Origin of the sequence: Aphanizomenon sp. CS-733/32 (assembly GCF_028330045.1) — a bacterium.
GTDB classification, from domain to species: domain Bacteria; phylum Cyanobacteriota; class Cyanobacteriia; order Cyanobacteriales; family Nostocaceae; genus Dolichospermum; species Dolichospermum gracile.
In genome coordinates this window covers 1-18,075 of record NZ_JAQMSE010000241.1, presented here as the reverse complement: position 1 = coordinate 18,075, position 18,075 = coordinate 1, and the positions used below count along the sequence as shown (strand labels likewise).

At 38.0% G+C, this 18,075-nt stretch carries 16 protein-coding genes; 13 read left to right on the top strand and 3 right to left on the bottom strand.

The genetic code is table 11. The features are described from left to right. Nucleotides 1-1,150 precede the first annotated feature (1,150 nt). The 8 genes from PN471_RS20800 (at nt 1,151) to PN471_RS20765 (ending at nt 8,592) form a co-directional block, all read left to right on the top strand. Nucleotides 1,151-1,747 (top strand): helix-turn-helix domain-containing protein, encoded by a 597-nt coding sequence (locus tag PN471_RS20800; RefSeq protein ID WP_271778460.1) that lies wholly within the window; start codon nt 1,151-1,153, stop codon nt 1,745-1,747. A gap of 21 nt (nt 1,748-1,768) precedes the next feature. After that, complete coding sequence (locus tag PN471_RS20795) at nt 1,769-4,489, top strand: peptidase domain-containing ABC transporter (RefSeq protein ID WP_271778459.1); 2,721 nt, start codon at nt 1,769-1,771, stop codon at nt 4,487-4,489. A gap of 65 nt (nt 4,490-4,554) precedes the next feature. Further along, nucleotides 4,555-6,090: an HlyD family efflux transporter periplasmic adaptor subunit gene (locus tag PN471_RS20790; RefSeq protein WP_193892674.1), complete on the top strand. Its 1,536-nt coding sequence runs from the start codon at nt 4,555-4,557 to the stop codon at nt 6,088-6,090. Nucleotides 6,091-6,229: 139 nt separating this feature from the next. Then, a complete protein-coding gene (locus PN471_RS20785; protein WP_271778458.1) occupies nt 6,230-6,499 on the top strand; it encodes a hypothetical protein in 270 nt (89 codons plus the stop codon). 74 nt (nt 6,500-6,573) lie between these two features. Next, on the top strand, nt 6,574-6,831 hold the full coding sequence (locus tag PN471_RS20780) for a hypothetical protein (protein ID WP_271778457.1): 258 nt from the start codon (nt 6,574-6,576) through the stop codon (nt 6,829-6,831). A gap of 170 nt (nt 6,832-7,001) precedes the next feature. Beyond that, entirely contained in the window at nt 7,002-7,349 is a 348-nt protein-coding gene (locus PN471_RS20775) for a hypothetical protein (RefSeq protein WP_271778456.1), read from the top strand. Nucleotides 7,350-7,611: 262 nt separating this feature from the next. Next, nucleotides 7,612-7,959, top strand: coding sequence for an STAS-like domain-containing protein (locus tag PN471_RS20770; protein ID WP_193892680.1), 348 nt, complete (start codon nt 7,612-7,614; stop codon nt 7,957-7,959). A 3-nt stretch (nt 7,960-7,962) separates the two neighbouring features. Further along, nucleotides 7,963-8,592 carry a hypothetical protein gene (locus PN471_RS20765; RefSeq protein WP_193892683.1) on the top strand — a complete coding sequence of 210 codons (630 nt, stop codon included), beginning with the start codon at nt 7,963-7,965 and terminating at the stop codon, nt 8,590-8,592. 46 nt (nt 8,593-8,638) lie between these two features. On the opposite strand, the gene PN471_RS23385 is transcribed toward PN471_RS20765, so the two are convergent. The 3 genes from PN471_RS23385 to uvrB all read right to left on the bottom strand — a co-directional run bounded on the left by PN471_RS23385 (nt 8,639) and on the right by uvrB (nt 11,259). After that, the gene (locus PN471_RS23385) at nt 8,639-8,926 is read right to left on the bottom strand and encodes a Uma2 family endonuclease (protein ID WP_334311929.1); all 288 of its coding nucleotides are present in this window, start codon (nt 8,924-8,926) and stop codon (nt 8,639-8,641) included. After that, nucleotides 8,881-9,174: a Uma2 family endonuclease gene (locus PN471_RS23380; protein WP_334311928.1), complete on the bottom strand. Its 294-nt coding sequence runs from the start codon at nt 9,172-9,174 to the stop codon at nt 8,881-8,883. Before PN471_RS23380 ends, PN471_RS23385 begins: the two co-directional genes overlap by 46 nt. An 87-nt stretch (nt 9,175-9,261) precedes the next feature. Further along, the gene (gene uvrB / locus PN471_RS20755) at nt 9,262-11,259 is read right to left on the bottom strand and encodes an excinuclease ABC subunit UvrB (RefSeq protein WP_271778478.1); all 1,998 of its coding nucleotides are present in this window, start codon (nt 11,257-11,259) and stop codon (nt 9,262-9,264) included. 561 nt (nt 11,260-11,820) lie between these two features. Here uvrB and PN471_RS20750 point away from each other — a divergent pair. The 5 genes from PN471_RS20750 to PN471_RS20730 form a co-directional block, all read left to right on the top strand. Continuing rightward, entirely contained in the window at nt 11,821-12,567 is a 747-nt protein-coding gene (locus tag PN471_RS20750) for a sucrose-phosphate phosphatase (protein WP_271778455.1), read from the top strand. Further along, nucleotides 12,564-13,205 carry a Holliday junction branch migration protein RuvA gene (gene ruvA / locus PN471_RS20745; RefSeq protein WP_271778454.1) on the top strand — a complete coding sequence of 214 codons (642 nt, stop codon included), beginning with the start codon at nt 12,564-12,566 and terminating at the stop codon, nt 13,203-13,205. Before PN471_RS20750 ends, ruvA begins: the two co-directional genes overlap by 4 nt. Nucleotides 13,206-13,211: 6 nt before the next feature. Continuing rightward, nucleotides 13,212-14,390 carry an 8-amino-7-oxononanoate synthase gene (gene bioF, locus PN471_RS20740; RefSeq protein WP_271778453.1) on the top strand — a complete coding sequence of 393 codons (1,179 nt, stop codon included), beginning with the start codon at nt 13,212-13,214 and terminating at the stop codon, nt 14,388-14,390. 127 nt (nt 14,391-14,517) lie between these two features. Then, nucleotides 14,518-14,844: a hypothetical protein gene (locus PN471_RS20735; protein WP_271778452.1), complete on the top strand. Its 327-nt coding sequence runs from the start codon at nt 14,518-14,520 to the stop codon at nt 14,842-14,844. Between the two features lie 289 nt (nt 14,845-15,133). Then, on the top strand, nt 15,134-18,075 hold a 2,942-nt coding region (locus PN471_RS20730), incomplete at its 3' end, for a tetratricopeptide repeat protein (RefSeq protein ID WP_271778451.1).

Genomic DNA, 18,075 nt, shown 5'->3' with positions numbered 1-18,075 from the left:
TCTGAATGCTGTTCAATTGGGGTGGTGGATTACCCTAATAAAATTGATATGGCTAGATAACTTCTACTACCAAATTTTCTGTAACTAAGGTTTGGCTAACTTTAGTTATTAAGGTAGATGGGGAAAGGGAAAGATTATGGTCAGATCATGCTCTTACTTACAAATTTTTGCTGTTATGTCAACTGGCAATTGATATAACAGTAATTATCATCAATACTTTGTCTAAATTGGAAAAGCTTTGATTTGTAGGTTTGGCTTCATGCTTCAACCTAACGCATTTGTTGGGTTGCGCTGTCGCTTAACCCAACAAAGCAGAAAGTGGATAAGGTATTGATAATTTGTCATAAGTAGGTTGGCGTTGAGAATTGTCGTTATAGCAAGGCAAGAGGCAAGATTAAACAAGTTTTCAGCGATTTTACGTTTCTTTACACAGTTTGGTTTTATTGTGTTCACCTACTTAATTTTCCACGTGCTTGTTTATGTATATAAGATTCTACAAGAGGATTTTCGGAAATTTACTCGATATATTTTTATCAGCTTTAAGTTAATATGAATTTTCTATAAAGTTTTCATGAAGTTTAGATGAAGATTTTATTTTTTATATAAATTTTAGAAGAAGATATAGCAGAATTTAAAGATAAGAACTGAGGCTTTGTCACGTTTTTATCTAAACTAAATAACTAAGGACATGCTATCAGACAAACAATTTCATATTTAAGAAAGTTTGCTGATGAGAGTTTTCTATTTTTAGGATAGTGTAAGAGATAGATTACATCCTGCTTAAGTTTATTTAGTGTGAGGCTACAATTTTTGAAGAGTTACTGCATAAATTAATTAACTGAAATACCAGTATTTATCAATAGACTCCCATCTCAATTAGGGGTAATATCATTGCCTATGTAGATTTTTGGCATTAGCAAGCTAAATCTTGGGAGTTTATTTATGGGTGTTTTGCCAGACAATGCTGTTTATTGGGGGGACATAACAGCTATGCCTGTTACATAGATATTAAGAATTAAATGAATATTCAGGAAACATCATACAGATTAAACATTGCATATCTGTGAAAGTTTTTGCATCTGGATTTTAGCAATAGATGTAATAGATGAATTTGCCCGAATTTGAAAGTAGAAAGCAACTGGTAAGAATTATGTCATCTTATTCTCATCAAGATCAGGTTGTGAATATTTACGATACTTATGAAAGTAAGTTTTTAACACCTTTTCAGCGGAAGGTGTTGCTCAAAAATTTACAAAATAATTCACAACCAGAATATCGGCGACGAATTGAGATTATGTTGTTAGCAGATATGGGAAAGTCGCAAACTCATATTTGTGAAATGATTGGTTGTTCTCAGGAGATGGCGAGATACTGGATCGGTATTGCTGAGGCGGGGATGGCACATAAATGGAATCAGCGACCATTGGGTAGACCAAAGATTGTTAATGATGAATATATTGAAAGACTGAAGGAATTAGTTAATTGTAGTCCCCGTGAATATGGCTATGCTTTTAGTGATTGGACGGCGCAATGGTTGAGTAAACATTTGGCGAAGGAGTTGGGAATTCAAATTAGCGATCGCCACATTAATCGCCTCCTTAAACAAATGGGACTGTCTACCAAACGTAAAAGTTCCCCATTGATAACTACTGAAAATCAGGATTTGGCAATTAAAATTAGTGATTTGCATTCTCTACCTGAACCTAGTTTTCATTGGTCATTTAATCTCATGCAGACCAATAAGTAATAGTGTTTTGGAGGTTAGGAAATGCTATCAGCGTTTTCTCAGGAACAGTTAGCTACATATATTAAGCAAGTCTTGGGTGATGGATTATCAGATCAAGTAGTTACAGATTGTATCCAGGCTTTAGAAATTATTGAGCCGCCAGTAGCAAAGCAATTTTGGCAAGCGACTACAGCCAATCCGGGAATTTATATTGTGCTGTCGGGTAAGGTAAGATTGCTTGATAGCTCCAACAATTTAATTAATACTCTCACGCCAGGATCATCATTTGGGGAATTAACTTTATTTCCAGACCAAGATTTTAGCAGTTATGTTGCTAGAGCTTCTGTGAATTTAAAGGTTGCCTATCTTCCCGAAAAAACGGTGAAAAAGGTTATGGGAGAATTTCCTCCTGTTTATAATCTTTTGCTGAATAAGGCAGAGTTAATTAACAGTCCTAAATCTCCAGACATTCCGATTGTTGAATTGCCAAAAAATGGCAAAGTTGTTAATTTTTCTCAACCAATTGTTCCCACACCAACATCAACAAAGAAACGCTCTCAATATTTTCCTATTCCTACTGTTATTGCTGGTAATTGGTGGCGGAAATTTACTAAACGCTATCCCTTTTTTGAACAACAAAGTGCGGCGGATTGTGGTGCTGCTTGCTTAGTTATGGTTGGTCGTTATTGGGGGAAAAATCTGAGTATTAATCGGCTGCGGGATCTGGCTAATATTAGCCGGAGTGGTGCATCTATGCGAAGTTTGAGCGCAGCGGCGGAAAGCCTTGGTTTTGCTACCCGTCCGGTAAAAGCCAGTTTGGATAAATTTGCTCAACAGCCTTTACCAGCGATCGCTCATTGGCAAGGTAAACATTACATTGTTGTCTATGAAATTACCAAAAAACAGGTAATTATTGCTGATCCTGCCATTGGTCAACGTCGGCTGACTACCAAGGAATTTCTCGCAGGTTGGACTGGTTACGCCTTACTATTACAACCTACAGCTTCCCTCAAAAAAACCCCAGAAGCTAATACGCCGTTTTGGCAGTTATTGGATTTAGTTAAACCTCATTTTCAAGTTCTCCTAGAAGTATTTCTTGCTTCGGTATTAATTCAAATATTTGGATTAATCACGCCTTTATTTACGCAACTTCTATTAGATAGAGTCATTGTTCAAGGCAGTGTTTTAACTTTAAATACTGTCGGGTTTGGATTGTTAATTTTTGGGTTGTTTCGGGTTGTAATCAATGGCTTAAGACAATATTTACTAGATCACACCGCCAACCGCATTAGTATCGCCTTAATGGTAGGTTTTATTAAACATACATTTAGTCTACCGCTGGCATTTTTTGAATCTCGTTATGTCGGGGATATTGTCTCCCGTGTCCAAGAAAATCAAAAAATTCAACGTTTTCTCACTGGTGAAGCTCTTTCTATTGGATTGGATTTACTAACGGTCTTTGTTTATGTAGGATTAATGTTTTGGTATAGTCCACCAATGGCATTAATGACATTAGCAATTGTACCACCATTTGTGATTTTAACATTCTTTGCTACACCATTTTTGCGGCGGATTAGTCGGGAGGTATTTACAGCCGGAACACTAGAAAATAGTTATTTAATTCAAAGCTTGACTGGTATTTCTTCGATTCGCTCAATGGCTATTGAACAAACGGTGCGTTGGCATTGGGAAGAATTACTAAATAATTTAATCAAAAAGAACTTTAGTGGTCAAGTAATTAGTAATCAACTGCAATTAGTTAGTTCTACTATTCAATCTTTGGCAAGTACCGGATTATTATGGTTTGGAGCTTGGTTAGTGATTCAAAATCAACTTACCATTGGTCAATTAGTTGCCTTTAATATGTTATTAGGCAATATTATTCAGCCTTTTCAACGATTAATTATTTTGTGGAATCAGTTACAGGAAGTAATTGTCGCCACAGAACGAATTAATGATGTTTTGGAAGCACAGCCAGAGGAAGATTCAGAACAGAAACCTCGGCAATTTCTACCCAGATTAATTGGGAGAATTAGTTTTAATAATGTTACCTTTCGCTATCATCCTGAAAGTGAGATTAATATTTTAGAAAATCTCAGTTTTGAAATCTTGCCTGAACAAACTGTAGCAGTTGTTGGTCGCAGTGGTTCGGGAAAAACAACACTTTCTAAGTTAATTTTGGGTTTATATCTAGCGACAGATGGAAGAGTTATGATTGACAATCAAGATGTTACTAGTATTTCCTTACATTCCTTGCGATCGCAAATTGGAGTTGTTGACCAAGATACCTTTTTATTTGGAGGAACAATTCGCGAAAATATCACAATTGCTCATCCAGAAGCTTCCTTAGAAGAGATTATGGAAGCAGCCAGACTTGCAGGTGCAGATGAATTTATTAAAAGAATGCCAATGGGTTATGAAACTCAAATTGGTGAAGGGGGAGGAATGTTATCTGGAGGACAACGCCAACGGTTAGCAATTGCCCGCGCATTATTAGGAAATCCCCGACTTTTAATATTAGATGAAGCCACCAGTCATCTGGATGCCGAATCAGAACGGATTATTCAGAACAACCTCAAAAAAATCCTGCAAGGACGTACAAGTGTAATTATTGCTCACCGTCTTTCCACAGTTCGTCATGCTGATCTAATTTTAGTCTTAGATCGTGGTGTTTTAGTAGAAAGCGGTACACATGAACAATTAATCACTAAAAGAGGACATTATTTCTATCTTAATCAACAACAATTAGCACAAACAAATTAATTTTCACCATATCCTCGACTTCTTCAAGAAGTCGGGGATATATCACCAAAATTATCTAATTATTTATGCCACAGTCAGTTTACACCCAACCAACAACTACTATAAATCCGCCGCATCAACCTGAATCTACTACTTTTAATCCGAATCAACAAATCCAAATATTAGATAAAGCCAAGGATTGGTTTTATGGCACAGAGGAATTATTAGACGCTTTACCAAAAGCATGGACTCGTTCCATGTTGTATTTATTAGTCAGTTTTGCTGCCATTATTTTACCTTGGGCAATGTTAACTAAAGTTGATGAAACGGGTAATGCGAGTGGGAGAATAGAACCTAAAGGTGCAACACAAAAATTAGATAGTGCGGTAACTGGTAGTGTTATTAATGTTAATGTTAAAGAAGGTGCAACTGTTAAAGCTGGACAAGTTTTATTAGCAATGGAATCTGAGATTTTACAAACAGAACTTCAACAAGCACAATCCAAATTAGAGGGGCTAATTAATCGCCAATCTCAACTAGAAATATTAAAAAATCAAGTCCTGATGTCAATTAATATTCAACGTCAGCAAAATCAATCTCAATCATTAGAAAAAATCGCCCAACTTAATCAGGCTCAACAAATATTTGAGACTAAAAAAAGTGCTTATAATTTCCAAAATCTGGAAAAATTAGCTCAAATTGATCAGGCAAAACAGAATATACAATCTAGTCAAACTAACTACAGATTAGCTACAAGTCGCTTACGTCGAGATATTTCTGAACTTAAACGTTATCGTCTGCTATTAAAGGAAGGAATAATTGCTCAAACTAAAATAGTAGAATTGGAAAAAATTGCTGAAGAAAGTCAACGTTCCCAAGAAGAAGCAAAATTTAATCTGCAAACAGCAAAGTTAAGACTAAAGGAAGAAGTCAGTCGTTATCAGTCACTAATGAATCAAGTTAGTTCAGATATTGAACAAGCAAAACTACGGTTACAAGAAGAAGAAAGTAGTTATAAAAGTTCTCTGCAAGGCGGAGAATTAGTTTTATTAAAAAGTCAAGAACAGTTTAAAGACATGCAAAATCAAATCATTTCTCTTCAATCAGAAATGATGCAGACGAAAGGACAGATTACAGCCTTAAATTTACAACTAAAACAGCGAACTATCCGCTCTCCTATTGATGGCATAATTTTTGAATTACCTATTAAAAAATCTGGTTCTGTTGTCCAAGTTGGACAAATGATTGCTCAAATTGCTCCCGAAAATGCTCCTTTGATCTTGAAGGCACGTATGCCTAGTCAAAATAGTGGTTTTGTCAAGGCAGGAATGCCAGTAAAAATTAAATTTGATGCTTATCCTTTCCAAGAATACGGAATTGTGTCAGGACGGATTAGTTGGATTTCACCTAACTCTAGAGTTCAAGAAAATAGTTCTAACCGCATAGAAACTTATGAATTAGATATCGCTTTGGAAAACCCTTATATTCAAGTCGGTAACAAACGGATTCCTATCACCCCTGGACAAACAGCAAGTGCGGAAGTAATTATTCGTCAGCGTCATGTTATTGACTTCATTTTAGATCCATTTAAGAAGTTGCAAAAGAGTGGGTTAGAGCTTTAAATAAAATGATTATTGAAGACATAACTTAATAAGTTATGTCTTTTTTTAAAGGTGTTAATATGCAACTTTTTGATTATTTTTAACAGATAAATGTCAGAATTAAATAGTTAAACCCATTAAAGATGTAGAGGATAAAACAATGAAGAAAATAGTGATAAATGACTTATATTCTAGTCATTTATTAACCTTTTTTGATGATTTAAAGCCACCAGAATTAGGTGTTTTATTAGGAAGAGGTCTAGGAGGATTTTATCCCTATTTAGGACTCAGTCCTAATGTTTTTATAACTACTGTTTATGATGGTATAAATACCATATCAACCACTTATGAAGGAGCAGGTAACTTTCATGATAATAAATTCAATACGATAGATTACGCTCGGACAGTTAATGCTTGGGTAAATCGTTAATTATTTCAGCAGATTCAAGGGCGATTTTGTCACACTTACCAAAACTGTTCACTGTTTGATGAGGAAATAAGATCATGGCTACAATCATAATTTCTGACTTACGGGAAAAGATATTTTTGGATGACTTAGATTTAGAGCAAATACAACAAATTTTAGGTACTGGTATTATACCTTTACCCTTCTTAGGTGGACGTGGTGCTGATGTTGCCTTAACGACTGTTTATGATGGTATAAATAACTTAGAAACAGCATATCGTGGTCCATTGAGTTTTTACGATAATAAGATTTTTACTCTTGATCTGGCTAGAAGTGCTGTCTATTTAGTATTGTGAACAATTTTTAGGTAATTGTTTTTAACGCTTACTTATGAGGAAGTAAAAACTTCCTCTTTTTTTCCTGCTGATAGCTGATAGTTTATCTCCCTAACATTTTATCTCGCAGATGCTTAATGCGAGGGAGAAAAATATATTGGTATGATATATTGCAACTCCCTGAAGATTGCTTGGAATTGATAATTGATTTCCACTATTGCGGATTCCTGGGACACATCGGTGTTACCTTTTTAGGGGGAATAGCTCGTCTATTTGAATATAGGGGTGGAAATGTCACTTTTCGTTGGAAGACACTTCTAGAAGAAATTCGTGTGAACTTGGCTCAAAATGGATTCCTGAGTGATTTTGGTCACTATCAAAAACCTTGGGATGGTAATTCTATACCCTATAGAAGTGATCACCAATATGACCAACAAATAATCGGTGATTATCTAAGATATCAGTGGTTAGGTAGGGGTTGGGTAAATATTAGTTCCAGGTTACAAGATGCTATTACAGGAAAAGTTAGACATAGATAGAGGTGCAGGTTTACACCTTTTAGAGCAATTTATACTCAAAAATCGTGGAAATTTGATGATTTTCAGTAATGACGGATACGTCAACATAAGCGATAATGGTACTATATATGAAAACGTATGTACTAATTTCTCCGGAACGCTGGTTAATATAGCCTTTCGATGTGACAAGAAATACTACTGTTTAGCTTCTGATAGTTTACGTGGCGAAGCCATAGTTTCTCAACTTAAGAGGCGAGTATTCTAGAAAAGAGGAGGTAAAGATATGATACATAACATTTACAATATGGTTGGGGAATTAGCAACTACTGAGGAGCCTGGTCAAAAACTGTATGAAATTATTCATCCCTGCTTACTACGTGGCGAACCAGTAGAATTAGATTTTACGGGGGTGAAAGTTTTTGCTTCTCCATTTATGAACTTTGCGTTTGGTCAATTGTTGAAAGACATTTCTCCAGAGAAACTGAATCAACTTATAGAATTTACTTCTCTTAATGATGATGGATGGGATGTTCTACAATATATAATGACTAAGGCAAAACGGTATTATTCAGATGAAAAATATCGTCATGCTGTGGATGCTGTAATGACAGATATGGCTGAAAGTATTTGATATATGCCAATTAATTTAAACATTCTAGCTGATGTGATAGATATTAGAAATGACATTCCACAGAAAAGCGATATTTTCTTGGTAGATACAAACGTATGGTTTTGGCGAACCTACGCCAACGCTGGATTTAATGCTAAACCTGCTCAACGACAAAAGAGAAGAAATTACTTTAACTATCTTAATTTAGCTCTGTTAAATGGAGCTACGTTAACTTATTCAGGACTAACTTTAGCTGAACTTGCACATATTATTGAGAAAACTGAATATGAGATTTATGTTCAATCTAATGGATATTTACCCATTAAGGAATATCGGCATAATTATCCAACAGAAAGAGCCAATGTTGTAGCTGAAGTTCAGTTTACTTGGCGACGAATCAAAAAAATTGCAATTCCTATTGATTTAACAGTAGATGATTCTACGACTGATGCAGCACTCAAACGGTTTCAAACTCAAGCAGTTGATGGTTATGATTTATTACTTCTAGAAGCAATTAGTAGAGCAGGAGCAGGAACAGTTAAAATTATTACTGATGATTTAGATTATAGTGTTGTTCCTGGTATTCAGATTTTTACCAGCAACTCCTATGTAATTCAGGAAGCTACTAAACAGAAAAAATTAATAGTGCGTTAATCATACAATTAAGTTTATATACCTAAAATTTTACCTTGTGATTACTTTAAACCTTCATCAAAAAATCCCTAATCTTAATTTGACAATCAGGAAATGCTAAAGGTGATATTGTTAAATTTTCTCCCAAAATACTTTCACTTTGATAACTTTCTGCATTGGGTAAACGATATACATACAATTTACGTCCATTAAGGTCTAAAACCCAATAATCAATAATACCTGATTTAGCATAAGCTGAAGTTTTCACTTCTCGATCATATTTCAGACTAGAGTCTGCAATTTCAATAATTAGAAAGATTTCTGATGGTTGGGGATGATGATCTTCATAATCCAAAGCATCGGTTTTAACAATTGCAATATCTGTTTAATTGGTGACTGAGTTCTAATTAAAACTCTATCACCTAAACGTTGATTGAAGATTCTTTGTGTGCGGGTGATAGCAGCTTCGTGTGCAGTTCCTTTAGCAGCCATTTTGATAATTTGTCCTGATATTAACTCTAAGCGTTCTTCTGGGTGAAATATACCCATTTCCGCCATTTTGTGATATTCATTAACCGTGATTTGACGAATGTTAGTTAACATAGATTTTAGTAAAGATTTAGTTTAAATTTTCACTCTCTCCGTGTCCTCTGTGCCTCTGTGGTTAGTTGAAAAAATCCCCATTATCACTTACCTACCTAACATTTTATCTCGCAAATGCTTAATGCGATCGCGCAATTTTGCAGCTTCCTCAAATTCCATCTTCTTCGCAGCTTCTTTCATCTGTTTTTCTAACAAAGTAATTAACTCTGGAATATCTTCCAAAGATAATTCATCTAAATGTTCATCCACCATTTTTAAATCAGTGGCATTTAAGCGTCGAGAAGCATCTAAAAATGATAAAATCGAATTAGTTTGTTTCTTAATAATCTGTTGCGGTGTAATTCCATGTAGTTTATTATAAGCCATTTGGATGCCTCTTCTTCTATCAGTTTCATCAATGGCTTTAATCATACTATCTGTTAATTTATCAGCATATAAAATTGCTTTTCCTCTAATGTGACGCGCCGCCCGTCCAATAGTTTGAATTAATGAACGTTCAGTCCGTAAAAATCCTTCCTTATCTGCGTCCATAATCGCCACTAAAGAAACTTCAGGTAAATCTAAACCTTCCCGCAGTAAATTGACACCGACTAACACATCAAAAGCACCATTTCGCAAATCCTGTAAAATTTCGATACGTTGAATGGAATTAATTTCCGAATGCAAATATCTGATTCTAATTTCCCTCTCTTCTAAATATTCCGTCAAATCTTCCGCCATGCGTTTAGTTAATGTGGTAACTAAAGTTCTTTCCTGACGGTCAACTCGATCTTTTATTTCTCCTAATAAATCATCAATTTGTCCTTCTGTAGGACGCACAAATATTTCTGGGTCAATTACTCCCGTTGGTCTAATTACTTGTTCAATAATATTGTCTTCAGAAATTTCTAATTCCCAATTTCCTGGAGTCGCAGAAACGAAAATACATTGATTGACTTTTTGCCAAAATTCTTCGGCTTTTAAAGGACGATTATCCGCCGCACTGGGAAGTCGAAAACCATGATCTATTAATACTTTTTTTCTCGCTTGGTCTCCGTTATACATTCCCCGAATTTGGGGAACGGTAACATGAGATTCATCAATTACTAATAACCAATCTTTGGGAAAATAATCAATTAAACATTCTGGTGGTTCTCCCGCCTGTCTGCCGGCTAAATGACGAGAATAATTTTCTACGCCGTTACAATATCCCACTTCTCTTAACATTTCCAAATCGTAACGGGTGCGTTGATCAATGCGTTGTGCTTCAACTAATTTACCCATTGATTCTAATGTTAGTTGTTGCTGTTTTAATTCGGTGGCGATATCTTCACAAGCTATTTCTACTCTTTCTTTGGGGGTAACAAAGTGACGCGCAGGATAAATATTTACTGCTTCTAAACTATGGAGAATTTCGCCAGTAACAGAATCAACATATCTAATAGCATCAATTTCATCTCCAAAAAATTCAACCCGAATAATTCTATCTTCATAAGCAGGAGAAATTTCTAAAACATCACCCCGAACTCGGAATTTTCCTCGACCCATTTCGATGTCATTACGACTATATTGAACTGCGGTTAAATCCCGTAAAATTTGACGCGGATCAATTTCCATTCCCAATTGTAACCGAATTGCGGCTTTCAGGTATTCCGCAGGCATTCCTAAGCCGTAAATACAACTAATTGAGGCGACGACAATCACATCTTTGCGTTCAAATAAGGAACGGGTGGCGGAATGTCGTAACATATCTATTTCTTCATTAATCGCTGATGTTTTCTCTATATAAGTATCAGTAACAGGGATGTATGCTTCCGGTTGATAGTAATCGTAATAACTGACAAAATACTCAACTGCATTATTAGGAAAAAATTCCCGCAGTTCGTTACACAACTGGGCGGCTAATGTCTTATTATGTGCTAATACTAGGGTAGGTCTACCGACTTTCTCAATGACCGCGGCTATGGAAAATGTCTTCCCGGTTCCTGTCGCACCCAGTAATGTTTGATAATGATTTCCTTTTTGAATACTAGCAGAAAGTTGAGCGATCGCTTGTGGTTGATCACCGGTGGGGACAAAAGGTGCTTGCAGATTAAAATCCATTATCTAGCTTCAAGGTTACACCTAGTAATTCTACACAATTTCTCAGTTTTACGTTTGGCGCGAAATTTTTTTTCAGGGATTGGCTTGCAATATCGCCGGCGATGTGCTACATTAAAATAATGGAGTGCGGATAAAATTTTTATAAAAGCACGAATTTCCATTATCACAATATCACCCCGCGCCGCACAAGTCAACCCCCCAGAAGCCAAAAAAAATTTTTTTCTATTTAGGGATGGCTAAATAAAGCTAAAACCATTTATTAATAAGGGTTTCGCGGATTTTTATCACAAAAAAGTTCAGGTTTTGGCTGATAGTGTCTCAAAACAGGTGCATTTTTCTTTGTCGAATCTTGTGACAGGCGATCGCGATTTACTCAGTTTAAAAGATAATTTTTCTTGTCCGATGATCACTGCTAAAGAGTTTATCAATATTTTTGATTGGTAAACCCTAATTAGTTTTGTGACAAGTTGAGGCAGAGGATACGGGGCTAAATTCATCAATTCTGCGCTAAGTGCCAAAACAGCATACACTTTTTGTGAATTAACCTCACAACAGGAGTTAACTGTGACTAAGTTCTTATTCGTAACCGACTTAGATCATACCTTCGTCGGGGATGATCAGGCATTATTGCAGTTGAGCGATCGCTTGCAACAACATCGTCAACAATATGGGACAAAGATAGTCTACTCTACAGGGCGATCACCTGTCCTCTACCGCCAACTCCAACAGGAAAAAAACCTTTTTTCCCCAGATGCGCTAGTTTTATCTGTGGGTACAGAAATTTATTTAGATAGTAGGAATATTCCTGACCCAGAATGGTCAAACATTCTTTCTCAAGGTTGGGATAGGCAAAAAATTCTAGCTATTACTGAACAATTCCCAGAATTAGTGCTACAACCACATACAGAACAACGTCCTTTCAAGGTCAGTTTTTTCCTAAAAGCAGAATTGTCCGGCATTTTACCACAACTTGAGGCCGAGTTGCAAAAAACTCAACTAAATGTAAAGTTAATCTATAGTAGTGAAATTGACCTTGACATTTTACCCCATACCAGCGATAAAGGTCAAGCAATGCAGTTTCTCCGTCAGAAGTGGAAATTTGCAGCCGAGCAGACTGTTGTTTGTGGCGATTCAGGTAATGATATAGCTTTATTCGCTGTCGGACAGGAACGGGGAATCATTGTCGGGAATGCTCGTCCAGAGTTATTGCAATGGTATCAGCAGCATCCTGCGGACTACCGTTACCTCGCCCAAAACCGTTGTGCTGCTGGGATTATGGAAGGTTTAAAATATTTTGGTTTCCTAGAATGATTAGCTATCTTAAAGGTATCGTTGCTGGTGTCCAAGCCATTACTCCTAATCGCGTCATCTTGACCTTAGAAGTCAATGGCACGGGTTACGATTTACAAATTCCCCAACGTTTGTCCAACCAGTTAACATCAACTGGGGATGTGATCCAAATCTTTACCCATTACCAGATTCGAGAGGAAATCCCCATGCTTTATGGTTTTTCTTCTCCTTCGGAACGGGATTTATTTCGCCATTTGCTCAGTGTTAGCGGTATTGGTGCAGCATTAGCGATCGCTCTCTTGGATACAATGGAATTACCAGAGTTAGTCCAAGCCATTGTCGCTGCTAACATCCAAATGCTGATTCAAGCCCCTGGAGTGGGCAAGAAAACCGCTGAACGCATCTGTTTAGAACTCAAGAGTAAACTGATCGAATGGCGCAAATCAGCGGGCTTCTTTGTGGCTACAGGCAGACCTGCACCAGGAATTTTAGAAGAAGTGCAAATGACTCTTTTTGCCCTGGGATATACTGCCCATGAGGTTAGTAACGCCCTGCACGTAGTTAGCGAAGATATTGGTTTACCCAAAAATGCCTATGTGGAGGATTGGATTAGACAAGCGATCGCTTATCTTAGCAGTAGTGAAGTAGAGTGTTCATAATTCATCATGAATAATAATCCCTATGCTTGGATAAATGAATCTTTAGCCACTATTTATCGAGCTAACTGGTATCGTTCCGTACAAACGATTCACAGCCAACCCGGTGCGACTGTGGTATTATCTGGGCAAGAGGTTATTAACTTTGCCAGTAATGATTACTTAGGATTAGCAGGAGATGAACGCTTACAAGTAGCCGCCATTAATGCTATTCAAAAATTCGGCACTGGTAGTACAGGTTCTAGATTACTCAGTGGACATCGAGAAATTCACAGAGAATTAGAACAGGGAATAGCATCTACTAAACAAACCGAAGACGCATTAGTATTTAGTTCTGGTTATTTAGCAAATCTAGGCACAATTGCCGCCATAGTCGGTAAAAGAGACTTAATTTTATCTGATGAATATAACCATTCCAGCTTAAAAAAAGGAGCGATTCTCAGCGGTGCAACTGTCATGGAATATCCGCACAATGGTACTTCATTACTAGAAGAAAAATTACAAAAACACCGCCAGAATTACCGACGCTGTTTAATTATTACCGATAGCGTCTTTAGCATGGACGGTGATTTATGTCCATTACCCCAACTGCTAGATTTAGCTGAAGAATTTAGTAGTATGCTACTTCTCGATGAAGCTCATGCTACAGGAGTCATGGGAAAAACTGGCGCTGGTTGTGTAGAACATTTTGGCTGTACAGGTAGAGAATTAATTCAAATTGGCACATTAAGTAAAGCCTTGGGGAGTTTGGGTGGATATGTCGCTGGTAGCCTTCCTCTCATTGACTTTTTACGCAATCGCGCCCCTAGTTGGATTTATACTACAGCCCTGTCTCCCGCAGATACAGCCGCCGCAATGGCCGCCATTAAAATTGTCCAAGCAGAACCGGAAAGGCGATCGCAACTTTGGCAAAATGTCAACTATTTAAAACAATTAATTACAGAGAATTTACCTAATTTAAAGTTATTACCGACAGAATCTCCGATATTATGTTTTCAATTGCCCAGTGCGTCCGCAGCATTAACAACAGGAAAGCACTTGCGAACATCGGGAATTTTTGCACCAGCCATTCGTCCCCCCACTGTTAACACCAGTCGCATTAGAATATCTGTAATGGCTACCCATGAATTAGCACATCTTGAGAAATTGGTAGAAGTGATGAACAATAATACGCCTTATGTGAGTTAAAAATATTGTGGTTTTATTAGGGTTTCCAGAGTTCTCTAGAACGATAATTCCAGAATCATCAACGGTATTACAAGGGTTTCCGCATTTAATTCACATAAGCCGTATAATAGTATTTTTAGGCAAATTTATGACAGACATTAAATTTTCTATTGAAGGTGAAGATGCCATCCAAGCTACAGAGGAGCTTTTAGCAATTGAGGGTATAACAGGTAACTATGCCGTAAATTCAGAAGATGTGAAAAAAGAACCAGTCCTGACTACTGTTGGTACTATAGTTGGTCTTGTAGGTGGAACTATTGCCATTACTGAACAAATTCGCAAATGGTATCAAGAGTATAAACAAAAACAATCTGGTAAAAAAATTGCTAAAGTTCTGATTGTCGGCCGCAACGGTAGACGATTGTTGTTAGAAAATGCCACATTTGAGCAAATTCGGCAAATTTTAGAATCTTAATTAAGTAGCTGGTTGTAATTACAGCGATTTCCAATCATATAAGGTACATCTTAGCCCCCTCATCGCTTGCGGGGAGGGGGTTGGGGGTGGGGTTTTTGTTCCGGGTTTGATGACAATTTGCTGTAAATATAAAATGTGGGATGGGCATCTTGCCCGTCAACAGGCTAGAAGCCTGTTCCACTATCTAATAATTAATTAAGCCTACTTACTTAGGGGGCAGATAATTTAAACTGTCACCTGTCACCTGTCACCTGTCACCTGTCACCTGTCACCTGTCACCTCGAATAACGTGCAAACTCTCCACCTTGACCTGAAAGCAGTTACAGGTAATTACGTAGAGTTACGGTACTTTACCGATAATTACAACAAATATGAAAAAAGGACGCTCCCCCTGAGCGAAATTACTGATTTAATTGAGTTAGCAGAAAGAGATTATTACGTTTCCTCTTATGCCGAAGATTACGCAGTTACAGGATCTCGATTGTATAATTGGTTAGATGGGACTGACAGATGGTTACAAAAACTCATCAATCAATATCAGCGTCAAGGTATCATTTTAGCCATTGCTACAGCCGAAAAACTCGCCCATTTACCTTGGGAAGTTCTGCATGATGATAATAGCTTTCTCGTTCAACGGTCAATTATTCCTGTGCGGTGGGTATCATCGGACTCTGTAAAAACATTGTCTGTGGAGGAAAACCCAGAAAACCGGGCTTTGCAAGTTTTATTTATGGCTACTTCCCCCCAAGGAGTAGAACCTGTATTAGATTATGAAGCAGAAGAAGGGCGAATTTTAGAAGCGACGGGAAGACAACCTTTAGCTTTGACAGTGGAAGAAAGCGGTTGTTTATCGGAATTGGGTTATTTAGTGGATGATTACGGTAAAGATTATTTTGATATTTTCCATATTACTGGTCATGCCACAATTACCAACGGACAACCCCAATTCATTACCGAAACGGAAACCGGAGAAGCTTATTATGCTAGTGCAGATGATATCGCTACAGCACTACAATTCCGAATCCCCAAATTGATTTTCCTCTCTGGTTGTCGCACTGGACAAGCTGGAGGTGATGGTGATAATTATGGTTCAGTCCCTTCAATGGCGGAAGAATTACTCAAAGCTGGTGCTAAAGCCGTTTTGGGATGGGGACAAAAAGTTTTAGAATCTGATGCAACGGAAGCAGCAGCGACATTATATAAAGAATTAGCAGCCGGAAAGCAAATCACCGAAGCAGTTGCCAGTACCTATCAAACATTAATCAAAAACCAAGCGCGGGATTGGCATTTATTGCGATTATATGCAGCGGATAGTTTACCAGGGGAATTGGTGACACCATTGCGGACTCGTGGAAGACAACCAGCACCACCGCTATCTGTGAGTACGGAATTTTTAGATCCTGCGGGTAAGGTGAAAGTCCCCACCCGTGAGAGTTTTGTCGGTCGTCGTCGTCAGTTGCAAAGTTGTTTAAGGACGTTGACACAATCAACTGAAAAAAAAGGGGTATTAATTTATGGCATGGGTGGTTTAGGTAAAAGTAGTTTAGCAGCTAGACTTTGTGACCGACTCCCAAATTTTCAGCGTGTTGTCTTGGTAGGGAGAATTGATGAACCGAGTTTAGTTAGTCGGTTGGTGGAAAAGTTGGATGATGACGAACAACGGAAACAGCTACAAAATCCTGATGAGGAATTGAAATTTAGATTCAAGCGGGTATTTCAGCAATTGTCGGACGCTGGGGAAAAGCCGTTTTTGTTGGTTTTGGATGATTTTGAGGTGAATTTAGAATTGACCTCTCCCCTAGCCCCTCTCCTACAAGGAGAGGGGAATATTACTCCCACTTCCCTCCTACAAGGAGAGGGGAATATTACTCCCACTTCCCTCGCAGGGAAGGGGGTTGGGGGGTTAGGTCGTTTGCAACCCATAGCCGCAAAGGTGTTAACGGCTTTGGTTTGGGCAATTCGGAAAACATACACCAATCATCGGTTAATTATCACCTGTCGTTATGATTTTGAATTTAGCCAGTTGCGGTATTTCTATAAACAGCCCTTGGAGGGAATGCGGGGGGCAGATTTAAGAAAAAAGTGTAGTCGTCTTGTGGCTTTTGGGGCAAAATCTCAGGTAGATGAGGCGTTGAAATCGCAAGCGCGGAGGTTAGCTGATGGTAATCCCCGGTTGCTGGAATGGTTGGATAAGATTTTGCAAAATTCCACAGTTGACCAAGTTGCAATTCTCAATCGTTTAGAAGTTGATGCGGTGGAGTTGCGAGAACAGGTTTTAGCGGGCGCTTTGCTGCAACAAATGGATGAAAAGATGCAGGAGATGTTAACGCTGGGTTTGGTGTTTGAGTTACCAGTCCCCAGGGAAGCATTAACCGCAGTTTGTGAAAATATCCCCAATTTGGCAGATTATATCAATCGGGCGGTGGCCTTGGGATTGTTGGAAGTTAGTCCTGATGAGTCTTTGCGTGTACCAAGAATTTTGCCGTTGACGTTATCCACTCATGTAGAAAGTTTGCATCAACAAGCAGCTGAAGTTTTGTATCATCTGTGGTGGAAACAAGGGGAAACCAGAACAGAAGAAGAACAGTTAGAAATTCATCGGTTAGCGTTGTTGGGGAAACAAGGGGAAATTGCAGCGGAAATTGCAGATCCTCTGACAGCACAATGGAATAATAAAAGCCGATTTCGAGAAGCTGTTAAAACTTGCCAAGATACCCTAAAAATTATCCCAGACTATCGCATTTTGCATCAACTAGCACGTTCTGAACAAGAACTTGGAGAAATTGAACAAGCACAGCAACATTATCAACAAGCACTAGAACTGTGTCCAGAAACAGACGAAAAAGTAAAAGCGACAATTATTCATAACTTAGCCCTTATCTACGCCAATACGGGAAAAATAGAGGATGCGATCGCCCACTACCAGCAGTCTTTAGAAATCACTGAAAGCATTGGTGATGTCCAAACTAAAGCCGCGACTTTGCACCAATTAGCTGTTATCTACGCCAACACGGGAAAAATAGAAGAAGCGATCGCCCTCTACCAGCAGTCTTTAGAAATCACTGAAAGCATTGGCAATGTCCAAACTAAAGCCGCGACTTTGCACCAATTAGCTGATATCTACGCCAATACGGGAAAAATAGAAGATGCGATCGCCCTCTACCAGCAGTCTTTAGAAATCACTGAAAGCATTGGCAATGTCCAAACTAAAGCCGCGACTTTGCACCAATT

Excerpts from the sequence above, each read along its gene's own strand:
- PN471_RS20800 (WP_271778460.1), top strand. The coding sequence starts at position 1,151 with ATGTCATCTTATTCTCATCAAGATCAGGTTGTGAATATTTACGATACT.
- PN471_RS20795 (WP_271778459.1), top strand. The coding sequence starts at position 1,769 with ATGCTATCAGCGTTTTCTCAGGAACAGTTAGCTACATATATTAAGCAA.
- PN471_RS20790 (WP_193892674.1), top strand. The coding sequence starts at position 4,555 with ATGCCACAGTCAGTTTACACCCAACCAACAACTACTATAAATCCGCCG.
- PN471_RS20785 (WP_271778458.1), top strand. The coding sequence starts at position 6,230 with ATGAAGAAAATAGTGATAAATGACTTATATTCTAGTCATTTATTAACC.
- PN471_RS20780 (WP_271778457.1), top strand. The coding sequence starts at position 6,574 with ATGGCTACAATCATAATTTCTGACTTACGGGAAAAGATATTTTTGGAT.
- PN471_RS20770 (WP_193892680.1), top strand. The coding sequence starts at position 7,612 with ATGATACATAACATTTACAATATGGTTGGGGAATTAGCAACTACTGAG.
- PN471_RS20765 (WP_193892683.1), top strand. The coding sequence starts at position 7,963 with ATGCCAATTAATTTAAACATTCTAGCTGATGTGATAGATATTAGAAAT.
- PN471_RS23380 (WP_334311928.1), bottom strand. The coding sequence starts at position 9,174 with ATGTTAACTAACATTCGTCAAATCACGGTTAATGAATATCACAAAATG.
- ruvA (WP_271778454.1), top strand. The coding sequence starts at position 12,564 with ATGATTAGCTATCTTAAAGGTATCGTTGCTGGTGTCCAAGCCATTACT.
- bioF (WP_271778453.1), top strand. The coding sequence starts at position 13,212 with ATGAATAATAATCCCTATGCTTGGATAAATGAATCTTTAGCCACTATT.
- PN471_RS20735 (WP_271778452.1), top strand. The coding sequence starts at position 14,518 with ATGACAGACATTAAATTTTCTATTGAAGGTGAAGATGCCATCCAAGCT.